Origin of the sequence: Aurantiacibacter hainanensis (assembly GCF_036321025.1) — a bacterium.
In the GTDB taxonomy this organism is placed as follows: Bacteria; Pseudomonadota; Alphaproteobacteria; order Sphingomonadales; family Sphingomonadaceae; genus Alteraurantiacibacter; species Alteraurantiacibacter hainanensis.
The window spans coordinates 518,157-534,069 of the sequence record NZ_JAZAPB010000001.1; the positions used below are offsets into that span (position 1 = coordinate 518,157).

Sequence of the window (15,913 nt, forward strand, 5' to 3'; positions counted from 1 at the left end):
GTTCTAGCCAATCGAACAGGATTAGTCGTCCTTGAGGAAGGCCGGCATGTGATCGGCGCTGCCGCCGTCATTGTCGCCACCCTTGCCACGACCGCCACGCTCGCCGCCGCGACCGCCACGATCGCGACCGCCGCCACGCGGGCCACGACGATCACCGCCGCCACGGCCACCACGGTCGCCGCCGCCGCCTTCGCGCTTTTCACGCGGGGGACGGGTATCTTCCAGCTCTTCGCCGGTTTCCTGGTCGACCACGCGCATCGACAGGCGGACCTTGCCGCGATTGTCGATCTCGAGGACCTTGACCTTAACTTCCTGTCCTTCGGACACGACGTCGGTCGGCTTCTCGACACGCTCGTTCTTCATTTCGGACACGTGGACGAGACCGTCCTTGCCGCCCATGAAGTTCACGAATGCACCGAAGTCGACGATGTTGACGACCTTGCCGGTGTAGATCTTGCCGACTTCCGCCTCTTCGACGATGCCTTCGATCCACTTGCGTGCGGCCTCGATCTCGTCGGCGTTGGAGGAGCTGATCTTGATCACGCCCTCGTCGTCGATGTCGACCTTGGCACCGGTTTCGGCCACGATCTCGCGGATCACTTTGCCGCCCGTGCCGATGACGTCGCGGATCTTCGCCTTGTCGATCTGCATCGTCTCGATACGCGGAGCGTGCTTGGAAACCTCGCCGCGGGCAGAGCCCAGCGCCTCGGTCATCTTGCCGAGGATGTGCGTACGACCGGCCTTCGCCTGCTCCAGCGCGGTCTGCATGATTTCCCTGGTGATGCCGGCAACCTTGATGTCCATCTGCAGGCTGGTGATGCCCTTTTCGGAACCGGCCACCTTGAAGTCCATGTCGCCCAGGTGATCTTCGTCACCCAGGATGTCGGACAGCACGGTGAAATCGTCGCCTTCAAGGATCAGGCCCATGGCGATGCCCGAGACGGGACGCGCGACGGGAACACCGGCATCCATCATGGCCAGACAGCCGCCGCACACCGTCGCCATCGAGCTCGAGCCGTTGGACTCGGTGATGTCGGACAGGATGCGGATGGTGTAGGGGAAATCCTCATGGCTCGGCAGCACCGGGTGCAGCGCGCGCCATGCCAGCTTGCCGTGGCCGGTCTCGCGGCGGCTGGTGAAGCCGAAGCGGCCAACCTCGCCCACCGAATACGGCGGGAAGTTGTAGTGCAGCATGAAGTGGTTGTACGAAAGGCCTTCCAGCCCGTCGATCATCTGCTCGGCATCCTTGGTGCCCAGCGTGGTGGTGCAGATCGCCTGCGTCTCACCGCGCGTGAACAGCGCCGAACCGTGCGTGCGGGGCAGCAGGCCGACCATCGCCTCGATCGGGCGAACCTCGTCGGTCTTGCGGCCATCGATACGCTGGCCGTCCTTGAGGATGGCCTTGCGCACGATGTCGCTCTCCAGCTTCTTCACCAGCTTGAGCTTGCCGAGATATTCGGCCGGATCGTCGTGATCCAGGCTCTCGTAGTGATTGCGGGCCTTCTCGCGCGCCGCACTCACCGCATCCTGGCGGTCACCCTTGTCGGTGATCTTGTAGGCGGCTTCGAGGTCCGGGCCGATGATGCCGCGCAGTTCCTCCAGCGTGGCCGACTTGTCTTCGACCGGCTGAAGTTCCCACGGATCCTTCGCAGCCTTCTCGGCCAGTTCGATGATCGCACCGATGACCTTGCGGCTTTCCTCGTGCGCGAACATGACGGCGCCGAGCATTTCTTCCTCGGTCAGCTCCTTGGCTTCGGATTCGACCATCATCACCGCGTCCTGCGTGCCGGCGACGACCAGGTCGAGGCGACCCTCTTCGTCCAGCGCCTTGTCCAGCGACGGGTTCAGTTCGTATTCGCCATTGCGGAAGCCGACGCGCGCGGCACCGATCGGGCCCATGAAGGGCACGCCGGAAATGGTCAGCGCGGCAGAGGCGGCGATCATCGCGACGATATCGGGTTCGGTCTCGCCGTCATAGGACAGGACCTGCGCGATAACGTTGATCTCGTTGTAGAAACCTTCCGGGAACAGCGGCCGCACGGGGCGGTCGATCAGGCGGGAGGTCAGCGTTTCCTTCTCGGTCGCGCGACCTTCGCGCTTGAAGAAGCCGCCCGGGATACGGCCCGCGGCGGAGAATTTTTCCTGGTAGTGGACGGTAAGGGGGAAGAAGTCCTGCCCTTCCTTCACACTGCGGGCGGCGGTCACGGCGCACAGCACCACGGTTTCGCCATAGGTGGCCAGAACGGCGCCGTCGGCCTGACGGGCAATACGGCCGGTTTCCAGAGTGAGGGTCTTTCCGCCCCACTCCAGCGATACGGTTTTCGTGTCGAACATTGATTTTCCTTCTGAACCCGCCCGGCCACATTGCCGCGCGGGGCCTACAATTTCCGGGTGAACCGTCCCGGTCCGGTGTGGGGCCTTGTGCGCCCCTAGGCCCCTTCACCGAATTGCGAAGGATGCCGTTTTGCATTGCATGCCGAATGTGACGGCTTGCAGATAGACGAAGGGGCGGCTCTTGGAGCCGCCCCTTCGAGAAACTCTTATTTGCGAAGACCCAGCTTCTGGATCAGGGCATTGTAACGCTCCAGATCCTTCTTCTTGAGATAGGCCAGCAGGCTGCGACGCTTGTTGACCATCTTCAGCAGGCCACGACGGGAATGGTTGTCCTTGTGGTGGTCCTTGAAGTGCTCGGTCAGGTTGCGGATGCGCTCGGTCAGGATGGCGACCTGGACTTCCGGCGAACCGGTGTCGCCCTTGGCGACGGCGTTGTCCTTGATGACTTCGGTCTTCTTTTCGGCGGTAACCGACATGTATTCATACCTTTCGCAGTATCTTTCAAAGGTTGAACCCCCGCACGACCTTCATCGCGCCACCTTCGAGTTCCACCAGAGCCACCGGGACATCGCCCAGTTTCGCAAAGTAGAGCCCGTCGGGTTGGGGCAATCCGGAAACGACCCGGCCCTGTCGGGCCGCCTGCGCACTATCCGGATCGAGAGCGAGGGCCGGGATACCGTCCAGCCCCGCCTCCAGCGGCAGGAGGTGGTCTTGAAGTGGCGCGCCCTTACCGATTTCGTTCAGCTTGTCCAGCGAAATCGCCTGATCTTCACTGAAAGGCCCGGCCTTCGTGCGACGTAGATAGGTCACATGACCCACGGTGCCAAGGGCATGGGCGATATCGCGTGCAAGGGATCGGATGTAGGTGCCCTTGCTGACCCGCGCGACCAGCGTGATGGTATCGGCCAGTTCTAGCGGCCTTTGCGGATCGTAGGGATCGGGACGGCCCAGCGTCGTATCGAACGGCGAAACGCCTTCATGCGACAGGTCCGGCCCCAGGAATTCCAGGGAATGGATGGTGACACGCCGCGTCTCCAGTTCCACGTCCTCTCCACGGCGCGCCAGATCGTAGGCGCGCTTGCCATCCACTTTCAGGGCCGAGTACTTCGGCGGCACCTGCTCGATTTCGCCGACAAAGTGTTCGCAGATGGCGGCGATCGCGGCCAGAGGCGGACGCCGGTCGGAGCGTTCGACCACTTCGCCTTCTGTATCCAGCGTATCGGTCTCCTCGCCGAACTGGATGGTGAATTCGTAGGTCTTGTCGCTGTCGAGCATGCGGCCCGACAGCTTTGTCGCCTCGCCCAGCGCGATCGGCAGTACGCCCTCGGCCAGCGGGTCCAGCGTGCCGCCGTGGCCCACCTTGGTCTTGGGATAGCCCCCTTCACGAAGGTTCCGCTTCACCGCGCCCACCGCCTGTGTCGAGCCCAGGCCGCGCGGCTTGTCGAGCACAAGCCAACCGTTTGGCGAGGATTCAGCCACCGGCGATCCAGTTGGCAATCGCCAAATACTGCCCCATCGCCCAATCAACGGGCGGACCGACCGTGTTCTCGATCACACCGCTGTCGGGAAAGGCCCAGGTGATGGCGATCAGCATGACGAAGAACACCATGCCGAGCGCCTGCAACTTTTGCCACTGGCCCGCCCAGCGCCGGGGCAGCAGTCCGCCGACGATGTGCGACCCGTCGAATGGCGGAATGGGCAGGAGGTTGAAGAGCGCCAGGAAGATGTTGATGAGGATGAAATAGAACATGCCGCTGGCAATCGGAGCGAGCAGCCCGTCTGAATTCTCGATCAGCATCATGCCCGTATCGCCGACGGCCATTCTTGCGCCTTCCGGATAGACGAGGCCCAGGACGACAGCCCCCAGCAGTGCCAGCACGATGTTCATGGCCGGCCCAGCCGCCGCCACCGCCATCATGCCGAAACGGGGGTTGTCCAGCCGGTCGAAACGCACCGGAACCGGCTTTGCCCAGCCGAACACCGGCCCTCCGAACACCGCCAGGGCGCCAGGAACCAGCAGCGTACCGACCGGATCTACATGGCGGATGGGATTGAGGGAAAGGCGGCGCTTTTCCTTCGCCGTGGGATCGCCCAGCGCCAGGGCAGTCCAGCCGTGGGCCACTTCGTGAAAGACGATGGCCACGATCAGGCACGGGATCAGGATCGCCGCCAGGATAAGGGTGTCACTCATGCCGGGTGTAGATGGGGAGCCATTCACCGGGGGTAAAGCCCCGCGACGCTTGTCATGAACGCCAGGATGCCGCACGAAGTATCAGACGCAATCACTTGATCGGAGTTTTCGATGAGCGACAGCAGCGCCGCCACAACGACGCAGAAGGGTTTTCTCGGCTGGGTTGAGCGTACCGGCAATCGCCTGCCAGACCCGGTTTTCCTGTTCTTCTGGCTGATCGCCATCCTCATCGGCATTTCGGTAATTGCCAGCCTTTCCGGCCTCTCCGCCGCACACCCGGTGGAGATCGACCCCGACACCGGCACCAACCGCGTGATCGAGGCGGTCAGCCTGCTGAGCGCGGAGAACATCCAGCGGCTCTGGGTGGAGATGCCGGAGACCTTCACCCACTTCCATCCGCTGGGCTACGTTCTGGTGGTGATGCTGGGCGCGGGCGTGGCCGAACGGTCGGGCCTGTTCGGCACGGCGATGCGTGCGGGCGTTCGCAATGCGCCGGTCAGCCTGCTCACCCCCATCGTCGTGCTGGTGGGCATGCTGGGCAACCTTGCCGCCGACGCCGCCTATGTCGTGCTGATTCCTCTGGCAGGCATCATCTTCCACGCCGCGGGTCGCCACCCGGTGGCGGGCATCGCCGCCGCATTCGCGGGCGTTTCGGGCGGCTTTTCCGCCAATCTCGTGCCGGGCCAGCTCGACGCGCTGCTGTTCGGCATTACCGAGGCGAGCGTGGAGACCGTCTTCGGCGACTGGACCGCGAACATCGCGGGCAACTGGTACTTCATCGCCGCCATGACTTTCGTGTTCCTGCCGGTCATCTGGTTCGTCACCGACCGCATGATCGAGCCGCGGCTGGGCAAGTGGAACCCGGACATGGCCGGTCGCCCCGCCGACGATGAGGAGCAGGACCGCCCGCTCACCACGCCCGAAAAGCGGGGCCTGAAGTGGGCCGGCCTCGCCGTGCTGGCCGTGTGCGCCCTGTGGGTATTCTTCGCCTTTGGCCCCGGCACGCCGCTGATCGACGAAACCGCCAGCCCCGAGGCGCAGTGGACGCCGTTCTACCAGAGCCTGGTGGCAGGCTTCTTCCTGCTGTTCCTGCTGGCGGGCTGGGCCTACGGCAAGGGCGCGGGCGTGATCGACGATCACCGCGGTCTTGTGAAGATGATGGCCGGGTCGATGGAAGACATGGCCTATTACCTGGTCCTGGCCTTTGCCGCCGCCCACTTCGTGGCGATGTTCGCCTGGTCGAACCTCGGCCTGATCCTGGCGGTGAACGGCGCGGATTTCCTCGGCGGGCTGGGCCTTCCGGCCTGGGCGCTGCTGGGCGCGATCGTGATCGTCGCCGGCGTGCTGAACCTGTTCGTCGGTTCCGCCAGCGCCAAGTGGGCGCTGCTGGCGCCGGTGCTGGTGCCGATGCTGATGCTGCTGGGCATCACGCCAGAGATGGCAACGGCCGCCTACCGCGTGGGCGACAGCGCCACCAACATCATCACCCCGCTTATGGTCTATTTCCCGTTGATCCTGATCTTCTGCCAGCGCTGGCAGAAGGATTTCGGCCTGGGATCGCTGGCGGCAACCATGCTGCCCTACTCCATCGGCCTGATGATCATCGGCGTCCTGATGACAATCGCCTGGGTGTTCTTCGATATTCCGCTTGGACCGGGGGCGCAGGTTTTCCAGGTGGTGCCCACGGCCATCGATCCGACCGGCCCTGCCACGGCGCCATAGGACGCGACGCTTCAGGGGGGACGAATTGGCCAGCACGGGACCAGGTACGGACAGCACTGCCACGGCAACGGGCACGCAGACCGGCTTCCTCGGCTGGGTAGAACGCACCGGCAACCGGCTGCCGGATCCGGTCTTCCTGTTCGTCTGGTTCATCCTCGCCCTGATCGGCATTTCGGTCGCGGGTTCGCTGGCGGGCTGGTCGGCGGCCCACCCGGTCGACATCGATCCGGAAACCGGCGCGCCGCGGATCGTGGCCGTCGAGAGCCTGCTCAATCGCGAGAACCTGCGGCTGCTGCTGACCCAGGTGCACGAAACCTTCACCCACTTCCCGCCGCTGGGCTACGTTCTCACGGTGATGCTGGGCGCTGGCGTAGCCGAGCGATCCGGACTGTTCTCCACCGCAATGCGCGCCAGCCTGGCCAATGTGCCGCGCTTCTGGATGACTCCAGCGGTGGCGCTCGTCTCCATGCTGGGCAACCACGCCGCCGATGCCGCCTTCGTGGTGATGATCCCGCTCGCCGCGATCATCTACCATGCTGCCGGACGCCATCCGCTGGTGGGCATAGCCGCCAGTTTCGCGGGCGTTTCGGGCGGCTTTTCGGCCAACCTGCTGCCGGGTCAGCTGGACGCGCTGCTGCTGGGCATAACGGAGGCAGCGGTGCAGACCGTGTTCGGCGACTACACCGCAAACATCGCGGGCAACTGGTATTTCATCGCGGCACTGACGATCGCCTACCTGCCGGTGATCTGGTACGTCACCGACCGGATCATCGAGCCCAAGTTCGGCACCTACAAGGCCCCGCCCGAAGCGCCGGTGAAGGACGAGCCGGAAGAAGAGGTCACGAAGGACCAGAAGCGCGGCCTGCGCCTCGCCGGGCTGGCCGTGCTGGCGCTGGTCGCGCTGTGGGCATTCCTGACACTGGGCCCCAATCCCCCGCTGATCGACGACACTGCCCCGCCCGAGGGGCGGCTGACACCGTTCTACCGCAGCCTGCTGCCGTTCTTCCTGCTGGTGTTCCTGGTGCCGGGCTGGATCTACGGCCGGGCGGCGGGCACCATTCCCGATCACCGCAAGCTGGTGGAGATGATGTCCGGCGCCATGAAGGACATGGCCTACTACCTCGTCCTCACCTTCGCCGCCGCGCATTTCGTGGCCATGTTCGCCTGGTCGAACATGGGCCTGGTGCTGGCGGTGAACGGGGCGGACGTGCTGCGATCTTCCGGAATGCCCGCATGCGCGATGCTGGTGGCCGTGCTGATATTCGGCGGATTGCTGAACCTGCTGATCGGCTCTGCCAGCGCCAAGTGGGCGGTGCTGGCGCCGGTCTTCGTGCCGATGCTGATGCTGCTGGGAATCTCGCCGGAAATGGCGACAGCAGCCTACCGCGTAGGTGACAGTGCCACGAATATCGTCACCCCGCTGATGGTCTATTTCCCGCTGATGCTAGTGTTCGCGCAGCGCTGGGTGCCCAGCTTCGGCCTCGGCAGCCTTACCGCGATGATGATGCCCTACCTCGTCGGGATCGGCCTCGCAGGCATCGCCATCACCATCGGCTGGGTCGTGTTCGACCTCCCGCTTGGGCCAGGGGTGGGCGTGTTCCTCGAGCCAGCTGGCCAATGACGCGCCTGGCCATCATCTGGTATTCGCGCACCGGTGGGAGCCGTCAGCTTGCCGAGGCGGCTCACGAAGCCGCGCGAGAGGCTGGCGAGGTAGAAGTCCGCCTGCTCGAGGCGAAGGACGCCGAGGCCGACGACCTGCTCTCCGTCGATGGCTACATCTTCGCCTGTCCCGAAAACCTGGCCGCCATCGCGGGCGTGATGAAGGCCTTCTTCGACCGGACCTATTACGAGGTGCTCGGCAGGATCGAGGGGCGCCCCTATGCCGCGATAATCTGCGCGGGCTCGGACGGCGAGAACGCGAAGCGGCAACTGGAACGGATCTGCCAGGGCTGGCGGCTGAAACGCGTGGCCGACACGCCGATCATCAATGTCGGCGCGCAGACGAAGGAGGAAATCCTGGCCGAGAAGTCGATCGGCGAGGACGATCTGGAAAAGGCGCGCGAACTGGGCGCCACCCTTGCCGCAGGGCTGGAGATGGGGGTCTTCTAGTCGTCCTCGTCGAGGTCGCGCCGCACCTTGGGATCGTCCAGCAGCTGCTCGATCCGGCTGGCCTCGTCGAAGCTTTCGTCGGCGCGGAATTGCAGCCTGGGCGCGTATTTCAGGCCGAGACGCTGAGCCACTTCGCGCTGGAAGAAGGCGGTGTTGGTCCGCAGCGCCTTGATGACGACCTCCTCGTCCTCGCCCAGCAGGGGCTTAACGTAGATCTTGGCGTTGCGCAGGTCGGGCGACATGCGCACTTCGGTGACGGAGATGTTGTGCGCGCGCAGGGTCTCGTCGTGCGCTTCGCCGCGGGCGAGCAGTTCGGAGAGGATATGCCTCACGCGCTCGCCCACCTTGAGCAGGCGGACGGACTGGTCTTCGGGTTGCGAATGGCGGGCCATTACTTTTCCATTGCCTCCATGATCCGGCGAATCGAATGAATGTTGCGAGCCGTGCCCCGGCAGCCGAGGCGGCGCTCGATGAAGTTCTTGGTCAGCTTGGAACTGCCTGCCCCATCGACGTAATCGATGTGGAGGGCACAGGTGCCCGGCGCAAGTTTCTCCCGCCCGCGCCCCTGGTGATCGGCCTGCAGCTGCGCGAAGGCTTCTGCGTCCGGCTGGCCTTCGAGAAACATCGTGTGAACGAGGTTGTCGGCGCCGCTCCCGGTAAACGGATTTTCCTCCAGCGCCTTCGCCAGCTCCGCCGACGAACGCACGGCGGCGAAGCTTTCGATGCCGAATTCGTCCACCAGCAGCGCCGCGATCCGCTCCTCCGCGTCGCCGGAACCATGATCGTCGAACAGCACGTTCCCGCTGGCCGTGACGGTAGCGACATCGGCAAATCCCGCGCTCTCGAATGCGGAGCGCAGGTCGGCCATCTTCACCCGATTGCCGCCGACGTTGATCGATCCCAGCAGCGCGACCTTGCGCATCAGCCGGTCTTCGCGCCCGGCCATTCGGTCACCATCGATGTGGCCGTGGCGCGCACGCAGAGATTTCCCTCGTGGTCGAACAGCTCGCCCTCCAGGAAAGCCACCCGCCTGCCCGCCTTCACCGCGCGCGCCTTCACCGTGATCCGTTCCATCGGGACGGGCCGCAGGAACGACATGGTGATGTCGAGCGACAGTTGCAGCTTGCCGCCTGTGGCCATGAACACCACCGCGCCGAACGCCTCGTCGATCGGCCCGGCCAGGAGCCCGCCCTGGGCCGTGCCGCGCATGGCGGCGAACTCGTCCGGCAGGGTGAAGGCCATCTCCACGCTCCGGGCGTCTTCGTCATAAGAGAGGTATTCCGCGCCCATCAGCTTGGCCGAGGGCCAGCTGGGCAGCGAGTTAATTTCCGTCATCGTCGCCCTTGCCGGTTACTCCCGCGAGATAGGGAACGGTCACGATGAAAAGGCCCGCCAGCATCGCCAGGCCGAAGATCATTGCGAAGGTGTCCACTAGAGGGTCCGCTCTTCCTCGTTCACTTCGAACACCTCAAGCTGGTCGCCCGGCTGGATGTCGTTGGTGTTCTCCAGCACGACACCGCATTCCAGACCGGCGCGGACTTCGTCCACGTCGTCCTTGAAGCGGCGCAGCGACTGGATGACCGTTGCCGACACGATGACGTCGTCGCGGGTGAGACGGGCGTGCAGTCCCTTGCGGATGACGCCTTCCACCACCAGCAGACCGGCGGCCTTGTCGCGCTTGCCGGCAGGGAACACCTGCTTGACCTCGGCGCGGCCGACCACGTTTTCCACCTTCAGCGGGCCAAGCTCGCCAAGCAGTTCCTTCGTGATCTCGTCGGTCAGGTGATAGATCACGTCGTGATACATCATGCGCACGCCGTCGCGCTTCACCAGTTCGCGCGCCTTGGCATTGGGGCGCACGTTGAAACCGATGATCGGAGCGTTGGAAGCGGCCGCCAGCGAGACATCGGTCTCGGTGATGGCACCCACGCCAGCATGAAGCACGCGCACCTTGATGTCGTCGTTCGACAGGTTGTGCAGCGCGGTGTTGATCGCTTCCACAGAACCCTGGACGTCGGCCTTCACAACCACCGGCCATTCGATGACGTTGGTCTTGTTGAACATCGTATCGAAGCTGGTGGGGGCGAGAGCCGTGCGCTTCTCGGTTTCCTTTTCCTTGCGGTACTCGGACACCTCGCGGGCGCGCTGCTCGTTCTCCACCACGGTCAGCTTGTCGCCGGCCGAGGGAACACCGGACAGGCCCAGCACTTCCACCGGAACCGAGGGACCGGCTTCCTTGACCTGCTTGCCCTGGTCATCGATCAGCGCGCGGACCTTGCCGCTCTGGGTGCCGACCACGAAGGTGTCGCCACGCTTCAGGGTGCCGCGGGTAATCAGCACGGTGGCCACGGGGCCGCGGCCCTTGTCCAGCTGCGCTTCGACCACGGTCGCCTCGGCATCGCGGTCAGGGCGAGCCTTCAGCTCCATCAGTTCGGCCTGGAGACCGATCTTCTCGATCAGTTCGTCGAGGCCCGTGCCGTCCTTGGCGGAGACTTCGACGTCCTGCACGTCGCCGCTCATCTCTTCCACGATGACCTCGTGTTCGAGCAGGCGGTTGCGGATCTTCTTCGGATCGGCTTCCGGCTTGTCGATCTTGTTGATCGCCACGATCAGCGGCACGTTCGCCGCCTTGGCGTGATTGATGGCCTCGATCGTCTGCGGCATGATGCCGTCGTCGGCGGCCACCACCAGCACCACGATATCGGTGACGTTGGCACCACGCGCGCGCATCTCGCTGAAGGCGGCGTGGCCCGGCGTATCGAGGAAGGTGATCTTCGACTTGTCCTTCGTCGTCACCTGGTAGGCACCGATGTGCTGGGTGATGCCGCCCGCTTCCCCGCGCGTGACATTGGTCTTGCGCAAGGCGTCCAGCAGGCTGGTCTTGCCGTGATCGACGTGACCCATGACGGCCACGACCGGCGGACGCGGCTGCAGCGTCTCTTCCGGATCGACGTCTTCGTCGGTGGAGATGTCGACGTCGGCTTCCGACACCTTCTGGATGTTGTGGCCGAACTGTTCGACCAGCAGTTCCGCGGTATCCTGGTCGATCGTCTGGTTGACGGTCACCATCATGTCGAGGTTGAAGAGTTCCTTCACCAGGTCGGCGCCCTTCTCGCCCATGCGCTTGGCCAGTTCGGCAACGGTGATGACTTCCGGCACCACCACGTCGCGAACCTGCTTCTCGCGCGGCTGGCTGGAGCCACCGCCCTGTGCGCGGCGTTCCTTTTCACGGGCGCGCTTCAGCGCGGCAAGGCTGCGGGCGCGACGGCCCTCGTCCTCGTTCAGCGCCTTGTTGACGGTCAGCTTGCCGGAGCGACGCTTCTCGCTAGCGCCGCCACCGCGTTCCACGCGGCCGACGCTCTTCTTTTCCTCTTTCTTGCGTTCCGGGCGCTTTGGCTCGGGACGCGCAACGGGAGTGAACTTGCGCGCGGCGGGCTGCTTGTCGCCGCCCTCTTCGGGCGCGGGTGCGGGCGCTTCCTCTTCGGCAGGTGCTTCGGCTGCGGCCTTGGCGGCAGCTTCTTCCTCGGCCTTGCGCTGCTTTTCGGCCTCTTCCTCGGACTTCTTCTTCTCTGCGACGCGCTTCTTCTCGTCGGCAGCAGCTTCCTTCGCCTGCTTGTCCTCGCGCTTGCGCGCTTCTTCGGCCAGGCGCAGCCGCTCTTCCTCGGCCTCGCGCTGGAGACGCGCGACCTTTTCCTGCGGCGTCTCGCTATCGGCCGCAGGCTTCCTGGGCGCAGGCTTCTTCGGCTCAGGCTTCTTCGCCGAGGGTTCGGGCGCGGGTTCGGGCGCAGGTGCAGGCGTCGGCGCGGGCTCTTCACCCGGCTTCACGAGCTTGCGACGACGCTTCACTTCCACCGCCACCTTGTTGGTGCGGCCGTGGCTGAAGGTCTGCTTGACTTCCCCGGCATCCACCGCTCGCTTGAGGCCAAGCGGTTTGCGGGTGCGCTTCGGGGTTTCGTTCTCTTCGCTCATGTGCTCGTTTCAGTCCTTCAAATTCAATCAATCACGCTTCCCGCCCGGGAAGCCTGTCCGCCACCCGGCGAGTTACGTGTCAGCAGCCGCTGGTACGGCCCCCAGAAAGGTCTGCAGACGCCCTAGCGGAATGGATAACCGCAGTGCCGATTTGGCATCGGCAAGCGCCAGGTGGACGACATTTTCGCGGCCCAATGCCACAGACAGGGCCTCGCGGTCCAGTGGCAGGCGTTCACCTGCGCGGCCCGAACCTTCTTCATCGAGGCCGACCCGCCATGCCTGGTCCAGCTTGCGACACCCGTCCTCTTTCGCGTCCGACGCGTGGTAGAGGGCGGCTACCGTCCCCATCCGCGCCTCGTTTGCGATGCGATCGGACCCCAAGATAAGACGTCCGCTGCGCATTTCGAGACCCAGCCGTTCCAGCACGGCCTTTTTCAGCGCCGCCTCCAGGCGTCTAGGCAAGTCCTCGGGGATGCCGAGGTCGCCGGTCTTGAAGGCGCGGGCAAGCGCACCCTTCAGGCGACCGGACTCCATCGCTTCCTCGAGTTCGGCCTTCGAAACTCCGATCCACGCGCCCCGCCCCGGTGCCTTGGCAAGTGCATCGGGCAGCACGTCGCCGTCCGGAGAAACGGCCAGGCGCACGAGATGGTCGCGCGGGGCCGTCCTGCCGGTCAGCACGCAGCGACGTTCGCTCCCCGTTTCGGGGCAAACGCCGGAGTCGGTTTTAGGCGAACCTAATGTGTCATTGCGAGGATTCCGCATCGGCGGCCTCCTCTGCTTGGGTCTCGGGTTCGGCAGCAGGCGCTGCCTCTTCCTCGTCCTCGAACCAGTGCGCGCGGGCGGCCATAATGATCTCGTTGCCCTGCTCTTCGGTCAGGCCGAACGCACCCAGTACGCCGCCCTTGTCCTGCTCCCGCTGCGGACGCCGTGCCGGCGGGCCGTCGGGGCTGTTGTTGCGGCGACGCGGCGCTTCGCGCTTCTTCGCGATCAGTTCGTCGGTGGCGAGATCGGCAAGATCGTCGAGCGTCTTGATGCCGGCCTTGCCCAGCACCACCAGCATTTCCTCACGCAGGTGCGGGAGTTCGGCCAGTGCGTCTTCCACGCCCAGTTCGCGGCGCGTTTCGCGGTGGGCGGCTTCCTGCCGCTCCAGCGCTTCCTGCGCGCGGGACTGAAGCTCTTCGGCCAGTTCCTCGTCGAAGCCCTCGATCGTGGCGAGCTCGTCGAGCTGCACGTAGGCCACTTCCTCCAGCTCGGCGAAGCCTTCGGCAACCAGCAGCTGCGAGAGGGTCTCGTCGACGTCCAGCTCTTCCTCGAACATCTTGGAGCGTGCGGCGAATTCCTTGCTGCGCTTCTCCGAGGCTTCTTCCTCGGTCATGATGTCGATCTGGCTGTCGGTCAGCTGGCTGGCGAGACGCACGTTCTGGCCGCGGCGGCCGATGGCCAGCGAAAGCTGGTCGTCGGGCACGACCACCTCGATGCGGCTCTCGTCCTCGTCCAGCACCACGCGCGAAACGGTGGCGGGCTGAAGGGCGTTCACGACGAAGGTGGCGGTGTCATCGCTCCAGGGAATGATGTCGATCTTCTCGCCCTGCAGTTCCTGCACGACGGCCTGCACGCGGCTGCCCTTCATGCCGACGCACGCGCCGACCGGGTCGATGCTGCTGTCGTGCGAGATCACGCCGATCTTGGCGCGGCTGCCCGGATCGCGGGCGGCGGCCTTGATCTCGATGATGCCGTCGTAGATTTCGGGCACTTCCTGCGCGAACAGCTTGCGCATGAAATCGGGATGCGCGCGGGACAGGAAGATCTGCGGACCGCGATTGTTGCGCTCCACCTTGCTGATCAGCGCGCGCACGCGCTCGCCAACGCGGGCGGCTTCGCGGGGGATCTGCTGGTCGCGGCGGATCACGCCCTCGGCGCGGCCCAGGTTCACGATCACGTGGCCGAATTCGACCGACTTGATGACACCGGTGATGACCTCGCCGGCGCGGTCCTTGAATTCCTCGTACTGACGCTCACGCTCGGCATCGCGGACTTTCTGGAAGATCACCTGCTTGGCGCTCTGCGCGTCGATGCGGCCCAGATCGTCCATCGCGGGCAGCGGATCGACGATGAAGTCGCCCACGCTCGCGCCCGGCTCAAGCTTCTGCGCCTGCTCGAGGTCGACCTGCTTGAAATAGTCCTCGACCTCTTCGACCACCTCGACCACGCGCCACAGGCGCAGGTCGCCGGTCTGCGGGTCCAGCTTGGCCCGGATGTCGTTTTCCTGGCCGAAGCGCGCACGCGCGGCTTTCTGGATGGCCTCTTCCATCGCTTCGATCACGATGGTCTTGTCGATCATCTTCTCCGATGCGACGGAGTTGGCGATCGCAAGCAGTTCGGCCTTGTTGGCGGAAATGGGACTGGCCATCAGTCTTGAGCCTCTTCTTCCTGTTCGAGTTCTTCGATATCTTCGACGCCCGACATGTCGAGCGGCCTTGTTGCGGCAATCAGCTTGTCCGTCAGGATCAGCTGCGCCGAGTGAATTTGGTCCAGCGGCACTTCGACGCGGCCGCTCTTCCGGTCCTCGATGGCGACGGTGCCTCCATCGATGCCGAGCAGTTCGCCGGTCAGATGACGATGCCCGCCGACTTTCTCTGCCAGGGCGATCTTGGCCTCGTGGCCGGCCCAGTCGGCAAAGTCCTTTGGCCGGGTCAGCGGACGGTCGATGCCGGGGCTGCTCACTTCCAGGTGATAGGCGCCCTGCACCAGTTCCTCGCCGCCTTCCTCGACCGCATCGATGCGGTCGGAAATTCGGCGCGAGAGATCCATGCACTGCTCAACCACCAGCTGACCCGTCTCGGGATCCTCTGCCATGATCTGCAGCGTTCGCTCTTCACCCGAGCCGGTCATCTTCACGCGCACGAGTTCGAAACCCAGGGCCTGGGCCTCGGGTTCGATGACTTGTGTCAGGCGCGCGATATCGACCAAGCGGGTCTCCAAAAAACTGGCGACATGGCGGACATGGAGCCGGGTGCCGGCCCCTCGCGGCGCCAGCCCCTCCAGTGTCACGACAATGTCGGGATGGCCGTCATGTAGGCCGGTACTGTCTGGAAAGCAATATGCCGCGTGCGAAAAGCTGCGGCCCGCGCAAACCTCAGGTCGCGTTGCGCGACGTCGCCTGGGACTTTGCCAGCGCCGCCTCGCCCCAGCCGCCATCGTCCGCGTCGGCGTAGAGCTCTTCCACGGGATCGCCATAGTCGCCGATCACGTAGTCGCTTTCCTCGTTGACCTGGGCCTCTTCCGCGCGTTCGCGAAGTTCCTCGACGGAAGGCTGCTGCGGCGCGCCACCCGCGAAGATGACCTTCGCAACCTGCGACTCGGGTTCAGGTCCGCCGCCCAGGGTCAGCCCGGTAAGGCCGAACCAGCCAACCACCCCGATCGCGGCGAAGAAGGACGTCATGCTGATGACCATCGCCCTCTTGTCCTGCGATGTACCACCATGCTGACGCAGGGCCGTGGGGCGAAGGAGGCGGCTTGCAGCTTGCGACATCGTTTCCGTTTCGGCCTCTCTCTAGTGGCAATCGGGGATGGCGGGCGGGTGCGCCA

General features: G+C 64.8%; 15 protein-coding genes. 3 read left to right on the forward strand and 12 right to left on the reverse strand.

Annotated elements, in window-relative coordinates:
- Nucleotides 1–21: 21 nt before the first annotated feature.
- The 4 genes from pnp to AAA989_RS02535 all read right to left on the reverse strand — a co-directional run bounded on the left by pnp (nucleotide 22) and on the right by AAA989_RS02535 (nucleotide 4,525).
- Nucleotides 22–2,334: a polyribonucleotide nucleotidyltransferase gene (gene pnp, locus AAA989_RS02520; protein ID WP_338240949.1), complete on the reverse strand. Its 2,313-nt coding sequence runs from the start codon at nucleotides 2,332–2,334 to the stop codon at nucleotides 22–24.
- 206 nt (nucleotides 2,335–2,540) lie between these two features.
- Nucleotides 2,541–2,810 (reverse strand): 30S ribosomal protein S15, encoded by a 270-nt coding sequence (gene rpsO, locus AAA989_RS02525; protein ID WP_338240950.1) that lies wholly within the window; start codon nucleotides 2,808–2,810, stop codon nucleotides 2,541–2,543.
- A gap of 25 nt (nucleotides 2,811–2,835) precedes the next feature.
- Nucleotides 2,836–3,783: a tRNA pseudouridine(55) synthase TruB gene (gene truB, locus AAA989_RS02530; protein WP_338240951.1), complete on the reverse strand. Its 948-nt coding sequence runs from the start codon at nucleotides 3,781–3,783 to the stop codon at nucleotides 2,836–2,838.
- Between the two features lie 22 nt (nucleotides 3,784–3,805).
- Nucleotides 3,806–4,525, reverse strand: a complete 720-nt coding sequence (locus AAA989_RS02535) for a site-2 protease family protein (protein ID WP_338240952.1) — start codon at nucleotides 4,523–4,525, stop codon at nucleotides 3,806–3,808.
- Between the two features lie 111 nt (nucleotides 4,526–4,636).
- Between AAA989_RS02535 and AAA989_RS02540 the strand changes: the two genes are divergently transcribed.
- From AAA989_RS02540 to AAA989_RS02550, 3 genes are read left to right on the forward strand one after another with little or no spacing between them, the layout of a single operon-like run.
- Nucleotides 4,637–6,247 (forward strand): AbgT family transporter, encoded by a 1,611-nt coding sequence (locus AAA989_RS02540; protein WP_338240953.1) that lies wholly within the window; start codon nucleotides 4,637–4,639, stop codon nucleotides 6,245–6,247.
- 25 nt (nucleotides 6,248–6,272) lie between these two features.
- Nucleotides 6,273–7,868, forward strand: coding sequence for an AbgT family transporter (locus AAA989_RS02545; protein WP_338240955.1), 1,596 nt, complete (start codon nucleotides 6,273–6,275; stop codon nucleotides 7,866–7,868).
- Nucleotides 7,865–8,356, forward strand: coding sequence for a flavodoxin family protein (locus AAA989_RS02550; RefSeq protein WP_338240957.1), 492 nt, complete (start codon nucleotides 7,865–7,867; stop codon nucleotides 8,354–8,356). The genes AAA989_RS02545 and AAA989_RS02550 overlap by 4 nt, the downstream gene beginning before the upstream one ends.
- Here the strand turns inward: AAA989_RS02550 and rbfA are convergent.
- The 8 genes from rbfA to AAA989_RS02590 all read right to left on the reverse strand — a co-directional run bounded on the left by rbfA (nucleotide 8,353) and on the right by AAA989_RS02590 (nucleotide 15,857).
- Nucleotides 8,353–8,748, reverse strand: a complete 396-nt coding sequence (rbfA, locus tag AAA989_RS02555) for a 30S ribosome-binding factor RbfA (protein WP_338240959.1) — start codon at nucleotides 8,746–8,748, stop codon at nucleotides 8,353–8,355. The two genes, AAA989_RS02550 and rbfA, sit on opposite strands and share 4 nt — an antisense overlap.
- Nucleotides 8,748–9,302, reverse strand: a complete 555-nt coding sequence (locus AAA989_RS02560; RefSeq protein ID WP_338240960.1) for a DUF1697 domain-containing protein — start codon at nucleotides 9,300–9,302, stop codon at nucleotides 8,748–8,750. The genes rbfA and AAA989_RS02560 overlap by 1 nt, the downstream gene beginning before the upstream one ends.
- A complete protein-coding gene (locus AAA989_RS02565; RefSeq protein ID WP_338240962.1) occupies nucleotides 9,278–9,691 on the reverse strand; it encodes a PaaI family thioesterase in 414 nt (137 codons plus the stop codon). Before AAA989_RS02565 ends, AAA989_RS02560 begins: the two co-directional genes overlap by 25 nt.
- Nucleotides 9,692–9,787: 96 nt before the next feature.
- Nucleotides 9,788–12,325, reverse strand: a complete 2,538-nt coding sequence (infB, locus tag AAA989_RS02570) for a translation initiation factor IF-2 (protein WP_338240963.1) — start codon at nucleotides 12,323–12,325, stop codon at nucleotides 9,788–9,790.
- A 72-nt stretch (nucleotides 12,326–12,397) separates the two neighbouring features.
- Nucleotides 12,398–13,087: a DUF448 domain-containing protein gene (locus AAA989_RS02575; RefSeq protein ID WP_338240964.1), complete on the reverse strand. Its 690-nt coding sequence runs from the start codon at nucleotides 13,085–13,087 to the stop codon at nucleotides 12,398–12,400.
- Nucleotides 13,068–14,735 (reverse strand): transcription termination factor NusA, encoded by a 1,668-nt coding sequence (gene nusA / locus AAA989_RS02580; protein WP_338240965.1) that lies wholly within the window; start codon nucleotides 14,733–14,735, stop codon nucleotides 13,068–13,070. The genes AAA989_RS02575 and nusA overlap by 20 nt, the downstream gene beginning before the upstream one ends.
- Nucleotides 14,735–15,295 (reverse strand): ribosome maturation protein RimP, encoded by a 561-nt coding sequence (gene rimP, locus AAA989_RS02585; protein ID WP_338240966.1) that lies wholly within the window; start codon nucleotides 15,293–15,295, stop codon nucleotides 14,735–14,737. Before rimP ends, nusA begins: the two co-directional genes overlap by 1 nt.
- A gap of 166 nt (nucleotides 15,296–15,461) precedes the next feature.
- Complete coding sequence (locus AAA989_RS02590; RefSeq protein WP_338240967.1) at nucleotides 15,462–15,857, reverse strand: hypothetical protein; 396 nt, start codon at nucleotides 15,855–15,857, stop codon at nucleotides 15,462–15,464.
- Nucleotides 15,858–15,913: the final 56 nt, after the last annotated feature.